Source organism: Aquincola sp. J276, from assembly GCF_024700035.1.
GTDB classification, from domain to species: domain Bacteria; phylum Pseudomonadota; class Gammaproteobacteria; order Burkholderiales; family Burkholderiaceae_C; genus Aquincola; species Aquincola tertiaricarbonis.
Genome location: NZ_JAJONC010000002.1, coordinates 395,758 through 408,671, shown reverse-complemented (window position 1 = coordinate 408,671; position 12,914 = coordinate 395,758). Strand labels below are relative to the sequence as shown.

13 protein-coding genes and 1 pseudogene are annotated in these 12,914 nt (G+C 74.1%); 6 read left to right on the top strand and 8 right to left on the bottom strand.

What is annotated here, in order from left to right:
- The first annotated feature begins 51 nt into the window (after nucleotides 1-51).
- The 3 genes and pseudogenes from imuA to LRS14_RS19740 all read left to right on the top strand — a co-directional run.
- Nucleotides 52-864, top strand: coding sequence for a translesion DNA synthesis-associated protein ImuA (gene imuA / locus LRS14_RS19750; protein WP_257800762.1), 813 nt, complete (start codon nucleotides 52-54; stop codon nucleotides 862-864).
- Complete coding sequence (locus LRS14_RS19745; RefSeq protein WP_257802180.1) at nucleotides 812-2,125, top strand: DNA polymerase Y family protein; 1,314 nt, start codon at nucleotides 812-814, stop codon at nucleotides 2,123-2,125. The genes imuA and LRS14_RS19745 overlap by 53 nt, the downstream gene beginning before the upstream one ends.
- A gap of 42 nt (nucleotides 2,126-2,167) precedes the next feature.
- Nucleotides 2,168-5,254, top strand: a pseudogene (locus LRS14_RS19740) (error-prone DNA polymerase); the annotation flags it as partial.
- Nucleotides 5,255-5,372: 118 nt separating this feature from the next.
- Here LRS14_RS19740 and LRS14_RS19735 read toward each other — a convergent pair.
- Nucleotides 5,373-6,341, bottom strand: a complete 969-nt coding sequence (locus tag LRS14_RS19735; protein ID WP_257800761.1) for an AraC family transcriptional regulator — start codon at nucleotides 6,339-6,341, stop codon at nucleotides 5,373-5,375.
- Here LRS14_RS19735 and LRS14_RS19730 point away from each other — a divergent pair.
- Nucleotides 6,340-6,462: a hypothetical protein gene (locus LRS14_RS19730; protein WP_257800760.1), complete on the top strand. Its 123-nt coding sequence runs from the start codon at nucleotides 6,340-6,342 to the stop codon at nucleotides 6,460-6,462. The genes LRS14_RS19735 and LRS14_RS19730 overlap by 2 nt on opposite strands.
- 33 nt (nucleotides 6,463-6,495) lie before the next feature.
- The gene (locus LRS14_RS19725; protein WP_046111895.1) at nucleotides 6,496-6,864 is read left to right on the top strand and encodes a DsrE family protein; all 369 of its coding nucleotides are present in this window, start codon (nucleotides 6,496-6,498) and stop codon (nucleotides 6,862-6,864) included.
- A gap of 20 nt (nucleotides 6,865-6,884) precedes the next feature.
- On the opposite strand, the gene LRS14_RS19720 is transcribed toward LRS14_RS19725, so the two are convergent.
- On the bottom strand, nucleotides 6,885-7,979 hold the full coding sequence (locus tag LRS14_RS19720; RefSeq protein ID WP_046111896.1) for a DUF3616 domain-containing protein: 1,095 nt from the start codon (nucleotides 7,977-7,979) through the stop codon (nucleotides 6,885-6,887).
- A 59-nt stretch (nucleotides 7,980-8,038) separates the two neighbouring features.
- Nucleotides 8,039-8,311, bottom strand: coding sequence for a hypothetical protein (locus tag LRS14_RS19715; protein WP_257800759.1), 273 nt, complete (start codon nucleotides 8,309-8,311; stop codon nucleotides 8,039-8,041).
- 208 nt (nucleotides 8,312-8,519) lie between these two features.
- On the opposite strand from LRS14_RS19715, the gene LRS14_RS19710 reads away from it, so the two are divergent.
- Nucleotides 8,520-9,008 (top strand): hemerythrin domain-containing protein, encoded by a 489-nt coding sequence (locus tag LRS14_RS19710; protein WP_046111897.1) that lies wholly within the window; start codon nucleotides 8,520-8,522, stop codon nucleotides 9,006-9,008.
- A gap of 10 nt (nucleotides 9,009-9,018) precedes the next feature.
- On the opposite strand, the gene LRS14_RS19705 is transcribed toward LRS14_RS19710, so the two are convergent.
- From LRS14_RS19705 to LRS14_RS19685, 5 genes are all read right to left on the bottom strand, one after another.
- Nucleotides 9,019-9,591 carry a DUF3617 domain-containing protein gene (locus LRS14_RS19705; RefSeq protein WP_257800757.1) on the bottom strand — a complete coding sequence of 191 codons (573 nt, stop codon included), beginning with the start codon at nucleotides 9,589-9,591 and terminating at the stop codon, nucleotides 9,019-9,021.
- A 109-nt stretch (nucleotides 9,592-9,700) separates the two neighbouring features.
- Nucleotides 9,701-10,363: a glycosyltransferase family 2 protein gene (locus LRS14_RS19700; protein WP_257800756.1), complete on the bottom strand. Its 663-nt coding sequence runs from the start codon at nucleotides 10,361-10,363 to the stop codon at nucleotides 9,701-9,703.
- Nucleotides 10,360-10,995, bottom strand: a complete 636-nt coding sequence (locus LRS14_RS19695; protein WP_257800755.1) for a nodulation S family protein — start codon at nucleotides 10,993-10,995, stop codon at nucleotides 10,360-10,362. The genes LRS14_RS19700 and LRS14_RS19695 overlap by 4 nt, the downstream gene beginning before the upstream one ends.
- An 11-nt stretch (nucleotides 10,996-11,006) precedes the next feature.
- The gene (locus LRS14_RS19690; protein ID WP_257800754.1) at nucleotides 11,007-11,780 is read right to left on the bottom strand and encodes a PIG-L deacetylase family protein; all 774 of its coding nucleotides are present in this window, start codon (nucleotides 11,778-11,780) and stop codon (nucleotides 11,007-11,009) included.
- Nucleotides 11,768-12,814 carry an acyl-CoA dehydrogenase family protein gene (locus tag LRS14_RS19685; protein ID WP_257800753.1) on the bottom strand — a complete coding sequence of 349 codons (1,047 nt, stop codon included), beginning with the start codon at nucleotides 12,812-12,814 and terminating at the stop codon, nucleotides 11,768-11,770. The genes LRS14_RS19690 and LRS14_RS19685 overlap by 13 nt, the downstream gene beginning before the upstream one ends.
- Nucleotides 12,815-12,914: the final 100 nt, after the last annotated feature.

Genomic DNA, 12,914 nt, shown 5'->3' with positions numbered 1-12,914 from the left:
CAGCCAGCCGCCGGCTGGGGTACTGTATGTCCGTACAGTCTTTTGATCGCCATGCCTGCCCTCGCCGACGCGCCCGCCGCCCCCTGCCCCGACTCCGACGCCGGTCGGCCCCCGCCCGTGCTGCCACCGCCGGTGGCTGCCGCCCTCTGGCGTGGCTGCGACCTGGGCGGTGCCGCCGGGCCGGTCACCGGCTCGGGCTTCGACGCGCTGGATGGCGAGCTGCCCGGCGGCGGCTGGCCCTCGCGGGCGCTGACCGAGGTGCTGTGCGCCCAGCCCGGCGTGCTGGAGTGGCGGCTGCTGGGCGGCGCGCTGCGCCGGGTGGTGGCCGCCGGCCGCTCGGTGGTGCTGGTGGGCCCGCCGCGCCATCCGCACCTGCCCGGGCTGCGGCACGAGGGGCTGGATGCCCGCCACCTGGTGTGGATCCGTGCCGAAGCGCCGTCGGAGCGGCTGTGGTGCACCGAGCTGCTGGTCAAGTCCGGCGCCAGCGGCGCTGTGGTGGCCTGGCTGCCGCAGGCGCGGCCCGAACAGGTACGGCGGCTGCAGGTGTGCGCCCAGTCCTGCGAAGGCCCGGTGTTCCTGTGCCGGCCGCTGGCCGCGCGGCATGAGCCTTCGGCCGCGCCGCTGCGGGTGCTGGCCGGCCTGGGGCCGGACTGGTCGCTGCAGGTGCAGCTGCTCAAGCGCCGCGGCGCCGCGCACGAAGGCGTGCTGCAGCTGCCTTCGGTGCCCGGCGGCCTGGCCCTGGCGCTCACGCCGCGGCTGATGGCGCCCAGCCGCCTGATCCATGAACGCCTGACCGACCGAGGTGCCCATGCTGGTCTGGGCCGCGCTGCGCCTGCCCGCCGAAGCCCCGCCCGCGCCCACTGAGGCGCAGGTCGGCCTGGCCACCTGGGCGCTGCAGTTCACGCCGCGGGTGGCGCTGCAGGAGGAAGCGGTGGTGATGGAGCTGTCGGCCAGCATCCGCCTGTTCGGCGGCAAGCGGGCGCTGCGCGACCGCGTGCTGTCGCAGGCCGGCGAGCTGGGTGCGGTGGCGGTGGCCTGGGCACCCAACAGCCTGGCCGGCCTGGCGCTGGCACGCGCCGGCATCGACAGCGGCTTCCGCCCTTCGCTGGCCGAGGTGCTGGACGGCCTGCCGATCGACACCCTCAGCGCGGCGCGGCCGCATGCGGTCACGCTGGCGCAGCTGGGCTGCCGGGCGCTGGGCGACCTGCGCCGGCTGCCGCGCGGCGGCCTCGGCCGGCGCTTTGACGACCGGCTGCTGGCCGCGCTGGACCAGGCCTACGGCCTGCGGCCCGAGGCGCACGAGTGGATGGTGGCGCCCGAGCGCTTCGACGCCCGGCTGGAGCTGCCGTTCCGGGTGGAGATGGCGCCGGCGCTGCTGTTCGGCGCGCGCCGGCTGCTGCTGCAGCTGTGCGGCTGGCTGGCCGCCCGCCAGGCCGGCACCACCGCCATCCGCCTGCAGTGGCTGCACGATGCCATGCGCCCGCGCAGCGCCGGCGCCGGCGGCGAGCTGGTGCTGCGCACCGCCGCGCCCACGCGCGACGTCGACCACCTGTGCCGGCTGCTGGCGGAGCACCTGGCCCGGGTGGAGCTGCCCGCCCCGGTGGGCGACCTGGCGCTGCAGGCGCTGGAGGTGCAGGCCCTGGCCGTGGCCAGCGCATCGCTGCTGTCCGACACCGTCGACGAGGGCGAGGCGCTGGGCCTGACGCTGGAGCGCATCGCCGCCCGGCTGGGGCCCGAGCGGGTGCTGCGGCCGGTGCTGCAGGAGGACCACCGGCTGGAATGGATGCAGCACTGGCAGCCGGCGGCCGAGCCGCAGCCACGGCGCATGGCGGCACCCACGCCGCTGCCGCAGCCCACCTTCGTCTTCCCCGAGCCGATCCGCCTGGCGATGCAGGGCGACCGGCCGCTCTACCAGGGCGTGCTGCAGCTGCTGACCGGGCCGCACCGGCTGGAAGGCGGCTGGTGGCACCGCGTGCCCGATGCGGCGGTGCCGGGCGGCCAGGCCATGCTGCAGGTGCAGCGCGACTACTGGCTGGCGCTGAGCCCGCATGCCGGCGCGCTGTGGGTATTCCAGACCCGGCTGGCCGACGAGGCCGCCTGGTACCTGCATGGCAGCTTCGCCTGAACCAGCCGCCCGCCGCATGAAGCCGCCGCTGGACGTGCCCCCTATGCCGAGCTGTGGTGCCTGTCGAGCTTCTCGTTCCTGCGCGGCGCCAGCGCGCCGGAGGAGCTGGTCGAGCGCGCCCGGCAGCTGGGCTACGGCGCGCTGGCGCTGACCGACGAATGCTCGGTGGCCGGCATCGTGCGCGCCCACGTGGCCGCCAGGGAGCACGGCCTGCCGCTGCGGGTGGGCGCGCAGTTCGAGCTGCAGGGCCATGCGCCCTGCACCCTGGTCGTGCTGGCCTGCAACATGAACGGCTACGGCAACCTGTGCCAGTTCATCACCCGGCTGCGGCGCAGCGCGCCCAAGGGCAGCTACCACCTGCACATCGACGCGCTGCTGCCCGAGGCGCTGCAGGACTGCCTGCTGCTGGCCGCGCCGGCGCGCCACGCCAGCGACGCCGAGCTGCAGGCGGTGGCGCGCTGGCTGCTGCAGCACTTCCGCGGCCGCTGCTGGCTGGCGGTGTCGCTGCTGCGGCAGATCGACGACGAGATGTGGCTGCACCGGCTGCAGCAGGTGGCCGCGCTCACCGCGGTGCCGCTGGTGGCCGCCGGCGACGTGCACCTGCATGTGCGCTCGCGCAAGCCGCTGCAGGACGTACTGACCGCCACCCGCGTGGGCCGGCCGCTGGCCGAATGCGGATGGGCGCTGCAGCCCAATGCCGAGCGCCACCTGCGCACCCGGCTGCGGCTGGCGCAGACCTATCCGCCCGAGCTGCTGGCCGAGACGCTGCAGGTGGCCGCGCGCTGCACCTTCTCGCTGGACGAGCTGCGCTACCAGTACCCCAGCGAGGTGGTGCCCGCCGGCCACACGCCCGGCTCCTACCTGCGGCAGCTGGCCTATGAAGGCGCCGGCCGGCGCTGGCCGCAGGGCCTGTCGGCCGAGGTGCAGGCCAAGATCGAGTACGAGCTGGCGCTGATCGAGGAGCTGAAGTACGAGCATTACTTCCTCACCGTGGCCGACATCGTGATGTTCGCCCGCTCGCGCCACATCCTGTGCCAGGGCCGGGGCTCGGCGGCCAACAGCGTGGTGTGCTTCTGCCTCGGCGTCACCGAGGTGGACCCGGCGCGCATGTCGGTGCTGTTCGAGCGCTTCATCTCCAGGGAGCGCAACGAGCCGCCGGACATCGACGTCGACTTCGAGCACGAGCGGCGCGAGGAGGTCATCCAGTACCTGTACGGCAAGTACGGCCGCGACCGCGCCGCGCTCACCGCGGTGGTCATCAGCTACCGGCCCAAGTCGGCCATCCGCGACGTGGGCAAGGCGCTGGGCTTCGATCCCGCGGTGCTGGACGTGCTGGCCAAGAGCCACCAGTGGTGGGACGGCCGCGAGATCCAGGCCGAGCGGCTGCTGGAAGCCGGCCTGCAGCCCGACGACCTGGCGGTGCGGCAGCTGATGCAGCTCACCCGGCAGCTGGTGGGCTTCCCGCGGCACCTGTCGCAGCACCCGGGCGGCTTCGTGCTCACCCAGGGGCCGGTCACGCGCATGGTGCCGGTGGAGAACGCAGCGATGGCCGAGCGCACCGTCATCGAATGGGACAAGGACGACCTGGACGCGCTGGGCCTGCTGAAGGTGGACGTGCTGGCGCTGGGCATGCTCACCGCCATCCGCAAGGCGCTGGCCTTCATCGAGGACCGCCGCGGCCATGCCTTCGGGCTGCAGGACATCCCCGACGAGGACGCCGCCACCTACGACATGATCTGCGACGCCGACACCGTGGGCGTGTTCCAGATCGAGAGCCGTGCGCAGATGAGCATGCTGCCGCGCATGCGACCGCGCACCTTCTACGACCTGGTGATCGAGGTGGCCATCGTGCGGCCCGGCCCCATCGTCGGCGGCATGGTGCACCCCTACCTGAACCGCCGCCAGGGCAAGGAGCCGGTCGTGTACCCCAGCGAGGCGCTGAAGGTGGCGCTGGGACGCACGCTGGGCGTGCCGGTGTTCCAGGAGCAGGTGATGCAGATCAGCATCCTGGCCGCCGGCTTCACCCCCGGCGAGGCCGACGGCCTGCGCCGCGCGATGGCGGCCTGGCGGCGCAAGGGCGGGCTGGAGCGCTACTACTCGAAGATCGTCGACGGCATGACCTCCCGTGGCTACGACGAGGCCTTCGCCAAGTCGATCTTCGAGCAGATCAAGGGCTTCAGCGAATACGGCTTCCCGGAAAGCCATGCGGCCAGCTTCGCGCTGCTTGTCTATGCAAGTTGCTGGATCAAGTGCCACTACCCGGCCGAGTTCCTGGCGGCCATGCTCAACAGCCAGCCGCTGGGCTTCTACAGCCCCAGCCAGCTGGTGCAGGACGCGCGCCGCCACGGCGTGGACGTGCGGCCGGTGGACGTGATGCACAGCGACTGGGACTGCACGCTGGAAGGCCTGCCCGCGCCGCCGGCGGTGCGGCTGGGGCTGCGCCGGGTGTCCGGCCTGCAGGAGGCGTCGGCGCTGCGCATCGTGCAGGCACGCGCCGCGCTGCCCTTCGACGGCGCCGACGACCTGGCCCGCCGCGCCGGCCTGGAGCAGCACGAGATGCGGCTGCTGGCCGGTGCCGATGCACTGGCCAGCCTGGCCGGCCACCGGCGCCAGCAGGTGTGGGAAGCCGCCGCGCTGCAGCGGCCGCCGGCCCTGCTGCGGGCCGCGCCGGTGGACGAGGACTGGCTGGACCTGCCGCCCGCGCCGGAAGGCGAGGAGATCGTCTTCGACTACCACGCCACCGGGCTGACGCTGCGCCGCCATCCGCTGGCGCTGTTGCGCGAACGGCTGGCCGAGCGGCACATGCTGACCGCCGAGCAGCTGCACCGCCTGCCGGGCGGCCGCCGCGTGGCCACCTGCGGCATCGTCACGCTGCGCCAGCAGCCCTCCACCGCCAACGGCACCATCTTCGTGAGCCTGGAGGACGAGACCGGCGTGGTGCAGGTCATCGTGTGGAAGGGCCTGCGCGACGAGCAACGCGCCGAGCTGCTGGGCGCGCGGCTGCTGGGGGTGCACGGCACCTGGCAGCGCGAAGGCAAGGTATGCAACCTGATCGCCCACCGGCTGAGCGACTGGACGCCGCTGCTGGGCCGCCTGGCCGATGCGCAAAGGAGCCGGGACTTCCGCTGAAGGCGGCCTTGACGCTCAGCGCCCCCGAGCCCCCTCCAGGAGCTTCCAGCCATGCCACATCGACGCATGCCTCGTGCCATGCGGCACTCGGAACCACCCGGTTCTGCCGCGCAGACCCCTAGCCCGCGGCGCCGTCGCGCCGGGCCTGCAGCCGCCAGCGCGCCGGCGGCATGCCATGCAGCCGGCTGAAGGCGCGGCTGAACGAAGCCTCGGTGTCGTAGCCCGCTTCCTGGGCGATGTGGCCGATCGGCCGGCGGGTGTGCACCAGCGCGCTGCCGGCCAGGAACAGCCGCCATTCGCGCAGGTAGCGCATCGGCGACTTGCCCAGCAGCGCCGCGAAGCGCTCCGACAGCACCGAGCGCGAGGTGGCGCCGGCGCGGGCCAGCGAGGCCACGGTCCAGGGCTCGCGCGGGCGGTCGTGGATCACCGCCAGCGTGCGGGCCACGATGGGGTCGCCCATGCCGGCCAGCAGGTTGGGCGCCGCGCCTTGCCGGGCGACGATCTCGCTGCGCAGCAGCTCGATCAGCAGGATCTCGGTCAGGCGCTCCACCACCGAGCTGCCGCCGGGGCTGCCGGACTGCGCCTCGGCCACCAGGGCCTGCACCGCGCCGTGCAGCAGCGGGCCCGCGCCCGGCGCGCCCGCATGCAGCTGCATGACGCTGGGCAGGGCCTCGCGCAGCGGCTGGAAGTTCATCGCCTCCAGCGACACGAAGCCGCACAGCAGGCGGGTGGTGGCGGGGCCCTGGCCATAGCGCAGCACCGGCACCTCGGCCCAGGGCCGCGGCGGCAGGTCGTCCACCGGGCAGATCAGCGGCCCGCCTTCGCCCCGGCCGAGCGCATGGCCGGTGGCAAACGGGAAGGCCACCACGTCGCCGGCCTGCAGCGCATACCGCTGCTGCTGCACCCGCAGCCAGCACTCGCCGTCGGCCACCACGTGGAAGGGGATGGTGGGCAGCGCGCTGCGGGCCAGGCCACCCAGGCGGGGCGTGCCGTCGGTCTGCCAGTCGCCGCCGGCCTGCACGCAGAACTGCAGCGAGCCGGCGATGCGCACCGACCTCAGCAGCGTCGACAGTACATCCGCAGCCATGTCCCCTGCCCTCCGGGCACCGCTGCCCGCCACGGACATCACCTTACAGGACGGCGGCCGCGGAGCTTCGGCCAAGCGGCGCGGCATCGCGGCCATGGCGGCCGGCGGCCGCGGCTCGTAAGGTCATGCCGTGCCAACCCCACAGGAGAACCCCATGAGCACGGAACCGCGAGAACTGGTGGTCGTCATCACGCACGGCATCGACCACGAACTGTCGTCGGCGGCGATGACCATCGCCCTGGGCGGCCTCACCGCCGGCCTGAAGGTGTCCATCTTCCTCACCAGCAGCGGGGTGGACATCGTGCGGCGCGGTGCGGCCGACACCACCCACGTCAAGCCGCTGGAGCCGCTGGCGGACATGCTGCAGGGCTTCATGGCCCGCGGCGGCGTGCTGTGGGCCTGCACGCCCTGCGTGAAGAGCCGCGGCTATGCCCCGGAAGCGCTGCTCGAAGGCGTCGTCGTCACCGGGGCCAGCCTGATGCACGAGGCGCTCAAGCGCGGCGCGGCGACGCTGTCGTTCTAGACGGCGGCGGCCGCCTGCGCTCAATCGTGCAGCAGCAGGTCGCCGAAGACCGCATGCTCGCCTTCGCGGCGGTCGGGCCCGGGAGCGTCGTACAGCACCAGCCATTGCGGCTGCCCGCCGGACAGGGCACGCGGCACGTCGCACAGGGCTTCGGCGCGGTCCATGCCCTCGCCATGCGGCAGCGGCACGGCGCCGGTCAGGCCGGTCTCGAAGCGCACCGGCTCGGTGTGGCTGGCCAGCAGCAGCCGGGCGGCCGGCCACTTGTACACGCGGATCTCGCCGTCCAGCACCATGGTGGGGCCGGCCAGGATGAAGAGGTCGTCGCCGGAGAAATGCAGGTCGCGCACGCCCAGGCCGTCGAGCTGCAGGAAATGCTTGCGCAGCAGCGTGCCGGCCTCGTCCAGCGGCGCCAGGCGCAGATGGTCGCCCCGCACTTCCACCGCGATCTCCAGCACCGCCGACCAGCCGCGCAGCACCGGGCCGCGCAAGCCCAGCAACAGCCGCCGGCCATCCACGGCCAGGCCTTCGATGTCCAGCCCGTTGTCCTTGCCGGGGATCGCCATGTAGGGCCCCACATGCGGATCGGCGGCCAGCAGCCGGGTGAGCTCGTTGCCGTGGCCGTCGCCCTTCAGGCGCAGCGCACGCCGGCCGTCCTGCGCCTGGCGCACCAGGCAGGGCTGGCCCTGGGCATCGTCCTCCAGCGGCAGGCAGGCCAGCAGCAGCCGGTTGGGATCCAGCGACACCTTGGCCAGCCGCTTGGCATTCTCCTCATGGCTGCGGCCCGCCTTGGCGTTCTTGCGCTTCAGGCCGTGGGAGCCCACCACCCACAGCATGCCGTCCACGCAGTCGAGGCCTTCGAGGTCGGCCTCCTTGCCGGCCGGGCCCGGCAGGTCCAGCAGCTCGCCCAGCGGGAAGTCGCGCACCTCGCCGAAGCGCAGGGTCTCGTTGCCCACCGGCGGCAGCCGGCGCAGGCGGTCGAGGCCGCAGGCCTCGTCGCCCGCCACCCACAGCCAGTCACCGGTGAAGGCGGCGCCCGACAGGTTGGAGCGCACCAGCGAGCCCTGGCCGAACTCGAGGCGGACGGCATGGGCGGATCGGGCAGTGGGGGTGGGCATGAACGGTGCTCCGTGCGGGTTGGCGTGGGCGGGTTGTACCAAGGCCGCGGCGCGGCGGCTCACGAGGCGAGGCCGACCGCAAGCTCGGCCCACACCGCCAGCAGCACCAGGCCCACCACCGCGCCGAGCGCCAGCCGCTGCCGGCGGCTGCGGGCCAGACGGGCCAGCAGCGTCCAGGCCATGCCGGCGCCGAACACCAGCGCACCGGCGGCGGCGAAGTCCTCCCAGCCCCAGGCCATGTGGGCACTCAGGCGCGTGGCCACGCCGGCCAGCGCCAGCACCGCGGCCGCCGCGGCCAGGCTGCGCAGGCCGGCACGAACGAGCATCGACATGGTGTCCTCCCACGTGAGCGATGGAGGACCGCATCATCCCAGGTCGGCCGCCTCTTGGCCATCCGGCCATGCACCGCCGCACCTGTCTAGACAAGCGGCCACCGCCGGACACGGCATCGGCTGACACCGCCACGGCGGTTCCGCCGGCCGCGATGAATGCGCCGGGCCGCTACGCTGGACACCTGTTCCCTGCCCTGGAAGGCGCCGCATGAATGCCATCGACCTGCTGGTCACCCAGCACCGCAGCATCGAGACCGCCTTGCAGCAGGTGCTGGACACCGACGACGAGGCCGCCCGTGCGCGCGGCTTCGCGGCCGTGGCCGACCTGCTGACGGTGCACATCGCCTCCGAGGAGGAGATCTTCTATCCCGCGGTGCGGGCCGGCCGCACCGAAGGCATCCTGCTGGAATCGCTGGAGGAACACCTGTCGCTCAAGCGCCTGCTGGCCGACCTGATCGCGCTGGATCCGCGCGAGCAGACCTTCGTGCCCAAGTACAAGGTGCTGAAGGAACAGAGCGAGCACCACCACGAGGAGGAGGAGGAACACCTCTTCCCCCAGGCGAGCGAGCTGCTGGGCAGCGCCGAACTGGACCGGCTGGCGACGCAGATGCTGGGCCTGCAGCAGCGGCTGCGCAGCGAAGGCGCGCCGCGCGAGGCCATGCCCGAGCAGACCGACAAGGCCGCGCCCCTGAAGTGAGCGTGGCCGGTCAGCGCTTGCTGTCGTCGGCCTCCTCCACCGCGAACATCTCGGGGTCGATGCCGGCGGGCAGGCGCTCGCAGTCGTCGCCCAGCCACTTGAACACCGTCGACTGCTCCAGCTTCAGCGGCAGGCCGCGGGAGGTGGCTTCCATGCTGAGCTGCTGGCGCGCGGCGGTACGGCCGGTCACCTCGTAGCTGCCGCGGCCGCTGCCCTGCAGCTTGCCGCTGCAGCTCAGGGCGATGGTGCCGCTGGTGGCATTGGTCGGGCTCACCTTCACCTGGCAGCCTTCCAGCGCCTGCGGCGCGGGCAGGCGGTAGCTGTCGCTGCGCTGGCAGTGCAAGGCCAGGTTGCTGCCGGCCGGCAGGCCTAGCCGGCTCATTGCGGCCGTCAGGCTGCTGCGCTGCTCCGGCGTCATCGCGCCGTTCACGTCGAACAGCGTGGGCATGTTGCTGCCATTGAGGCGCGTGGTGGAGGCGCTGGCCCACAGCCCGGGCTTGACCGACAGGGTCTGCGCCTGGGCGCCCCCCACGGCCAGCCAGCTGATGAGGGCGACCAGCGCCGGGGTGACGAACGACTTCATGAACGGCATTCCTGTGCGGACGAGGATGCCAGGCCGGGCCTGGCGGGCCCGCATTCTCTGGCCGCACGGCGCACCCCGGTGTTACCGATGGTGGCCGGCCGGGCTGGCCTCAGGCGGCTTCCAGCCCGAGCAGGAAGTCGGCGAAGCCACCGCTGGCGCGGGCCTGGCGGCGGGCGCTGGTGTGCACCCGCGGCGTGATGCTCCAGGCGATGCGGGCGCCGCTGGCTTCCAGGTCGTGCACCAGGGCCACGTCCTCGCCGGAGGCCAGCGGGCGGAAGCCGCCGGCGCGACGGTAGGCCTGCGCTTGCACGCCCAGGTTGGCGCCGTGGATGTGGCGGTGGCCTTCCACCGGGCGGTAGTGCGCCTCGTAGCGGCCACGCACCTGCGGGCTGTGGGCCGACCAGTCGGCCACGCTCACGCAGCCGCACACCGCGTCGGCACCGGCCTCGTGCAGGGCCAGCTGCGCCACCAGCCAGTCGTCGGCCACCTCGCTGTCGGCATCGGTGAAGGCCAGCCACTGCGCGCCGGCATCGAGCAGCGCCTGGGCACCGGCGGCGCGCGTGCGGCCCACGTTGCGGTGCTGCACCACCAGCGGCAGCACGCCATGGCCGGCGGCTACCGCGGCCGAGGCGTCGGTGCAGGCATCCAGCACCACCACCAGCCGCACCGGCTCGCCATGCAGGCCGGGATGGCGGGCGGCGCGCTCCAGCGCATCGAGGCAGCGGCCCAGCAGCGCCTGCTCGTTGTGCGCCGGTACCGCCACGCCGATCACAGCAGGCCCTCGCGCACCGCAGGCGAGCGGCCGTCGCGGCTCCACACCGCCAGGTGGAAGTCGGGCTCCAGGTGCTGCACCAGCCGCGGCAGGCCCAGCGCCTGGTGCAGCGCCTGCTGCACCGTGTCGCCGTCCAGCGCGCAGCCTTCGATGGGATGCCGCCAGTGGCAGGCCAGCACCACGCCGTCCTCGGCCAGGCTGCGCAGCGCCAGCCGCGCCACTTCGGCCAGTCCGTCGGCACCGAGGTAGTAGCCCAGCTCGCTGAGCACCACCAGGTCGAAGCGCAGGCCCTGCGGCCAGCCGCCGGGCAGCTGCAGCTGCCGCACCTCCACCTGCGGCAGCGGTGCCAGCAGCCGGGTGGCGGCGGCCACGGCGGTGGGATCGAGGTCGGCCGCCAGGTAGCGGTCGCAGCGCGGCGCCAGCTCGGCCGCCAGGTCACCGCCGGCGCAGCCGGGCTCGAAGCCGAAGGCATAGCGCCGCCCGGGCAGGCAGGCCGCGGTGACGGCGCGCTTGCGCTGCTCGTACCAGCGGGTGCGGTAGCCCCAGGGGTCGTCGCCCTGGGCGTAGAGCTTGCGGAAGTAGTCGGCGTCGGTGGCGGCGCTCGGGGGGGATGCGGGTGGCGTGGCGGGCATGGCGGGGGTGTTCAGGGCGAAGGAACGACGGGGGCCAGCAGGTATTCCCAGGGCCGCAGCCAGCGCGCCAGCGCCCAGCCGGGCAGGATGGGCTGCGAACCCTGCGGCGCCTGCAGCTGGGAGCGGTGCTCGGCCAGCGCCCGCTGTTTGGCCTGCCGGGCGGCCGGCGGCAGCGCCACCCGGCGCAGCCGCTGCCAGGGCACCCGGGCATCGCCCGGGGAGGCCCAGTGCCAGGTCCATACCGGCACCTCGTGCAGGCAGGCGCCAGCAGCTGCGCAGGCGGCCGCGGCCGCGCGGCCGGTGGCTTCATGGTCGGGATGGCCATCGTGGCGCCAGGTGGTGAACACCTGGTCGCCCGGGCGCAGCAGCGCGGTCAGGCGCTGCACCAGCTGGGCTTCGTGGTCGCTGGCGCCACCGTCGGGCAGGCCCAGGCGCTGGATGGCGCGGGCCGGCAGGCCCAGGTGGGCCAGCCCGCGCTGCCGCTCGATGCGGCGGCGGCGCGCCAGCCGGGCGGCGGGCGTGGCATCGCCCGCGGGCAGGCCGGCTTCGCCATCGGTCACGCCCAGCACCCGCACGGGCCGGCCGGCGGCCAGCCACTGCTGCATCAGGCCGCCCACGGCCAGCAGTTCGTCGTCCGGATGCGGCGCCACCACCACCGCGCGGGCGCCGTCCGGCAGCAGCTGCCCCGCACTGCAGCCGGGCAGCGCCTGCAGCACCGGGCAGGCGGCCCAGGCCGACGCCGGCGTGCCCTGGCCATGGATCAGCGGCGGCTCTACAGCGCCCATGCGGCGGCGCCGTCGGCTTCCGGGGTGGCCAGGCGCGCCAGCGACGCCAGGTCGCGGTCGGCATGGGTCTGGCGCACGAACACCGGCAGGTCGGCAGCCAGGCGGGCGAAATGGCGGTCGCGGCAATACGGCGTGGCACCCAGCGCGCGGCCGGCCAGCACCAGCAGGCGCTGCACGGCGGCATCCACCGCGCTGCGCACCCGCAGCGCCAGCGCCTGCGCCGACTGCAGCGGATGGTCGTCGACCCAGGCGGCAGCCTGGCGCAGCAGCACCGCCAGGCCATGCAGTTCCACGTCGGCCTGGCCCAGCGCCACCTGGGCCGCGTGGCGGCGCTCGGGCGGGCCGTCGCGGGCCTGCAGCTCGGCATGCCGCAGCGCATCGCCCAAGGCGGCACAGCCGCCATACCAGCAGGCGGCCACGCCCAGGCCGCCCTGCCAGAAGCCGGGGCGCGACAGGTAGTCGCCGGCGCCGCCGCACAGGCGGCCGGTGGCGCCGTCCAGCTGAACGTCCAGGCTCTGGCTGTCGGCCATGCCCACGGCACGCCAGGCGCCGCCCAGCACCTTCACCGCGGGCTGCGCCATCGGCACCAGCACCAGCCAGGGTCCGCTGCCATCGGCCTGCCAGGCGGTGAGCAGACCATGCGTCACATCGGCCGCGCCCGAGCACCAGCGCTTGCTGCCCTGCAGCCGCACCTCGTCGCCGCCCTGGCGCTCGAAGCCCACGCGGCCGTCGGGCGGCTCGGCGGCCCACATGCCTAGACAACTGCCGGCCGGCGGTGCCGGCGCGCGCAGCTCCTGCAGCACGGCCAGCGCATCGGTGTGGCCCTCGTACAGCTTGGCCAGCGAGAGATCGTGCCGGGCCACGGTGGCCAGGGCCTGCCAGCGCTGCAGCGTGCGTCCGCCGGCCGGCGGCGGCAGCGCGTCCAGGCCGGCGTGGATCAGCGCATGCAGCTGCTGGGCGGGACTGCGTTGCCCATCGGGGCCGCCCAGCACATCAAGCAGCGCGCGGGTATCGCCGGCATGCCGGCCCGGCACCGACGCGGTGGTGGGGAGATGGGGGACATTTGCCGCAGGAGGTGTCGCGAAGGCGGACATCGAACAGTGCGGCAAGCGCCGGCCAGGTGACTCTGCCGGC

Excerpts from the sequence above, each read along its gene's own strand:
- imuA (WP_257800762.1), top strand. The coding sequence starts at position 52 with ATGCCTGCCCTCGCCGACGCGCCCGCCGCCCCCTGCCCCGACTCCGAC.
- LRS14_RS19730 (WP_257800760.1), top strand. The coding sequence starts at position 6,340 with ATGTCCCCTGCCCTCCGGGCACCGCTGCCCGCCACGGACATCACCTTA.
- LRS14_RS19735 (WP_257800761.1), bottom strand. The coding sequence starts at position 6,341 with ATGGCTGCGGATGTACTGTCGACGCTGCTGAGGTCGGTGCGCATCGCC.
- LRS14_RS19725 (WP_046111895.1), top strand. The coding sequence starts at position 6,496 with ATGAGCACGGAACCGCGAGAACTGGTGGTCGTCATCACGCACGGCATC.
- LRS14_RS19720 (WP_046111896.1), bottom strand. The coding sequence starts at position 7,979 with ATGCCCACCCCCACTGCCCGATCCGCCCATGCCGTCCGCCTCGAGTTC.
- LRS14_RS19715 (WP_257800759.1), bottom strand. The coding sequence starts at position 8,311 with ATGTCGATGCTCGTTCGTGCCGGCCTGCGCAGCCTGGCCGCGGCGGCC.
- LRS14_RS19710 (WP_046111897.1), top strand. The coding sequence starts at position 8,520 with ATGAATGCCATCGACCTGCTGGTCACCCAGCACCGCAGCATCGAGACC.
- LRS14_RS19705 (WP_257800757.1), bottom strand. The coding sequence starts at position 9,591 with ATGAAGTCGTTCGTCACCCCGGCGCTGGTCGCCCTCATCAGCTGGCTG.
- LRS14_RS19695 (WP_257800755.1), bottom strand. The coding sequence starts at position 10,995 with ATGCCCGCCACGCCACCCGCATCCCCCCCGAGCGCCGCCACCGACGCC.
- LRS14_RS19690 (WP_257800754.1), bottom strand. The coding sequence starts at position 11,780 with ATGGGCGCTGTAGAGCCGCCGCTGATCCATGGCCAGGGCACGCCGGCG.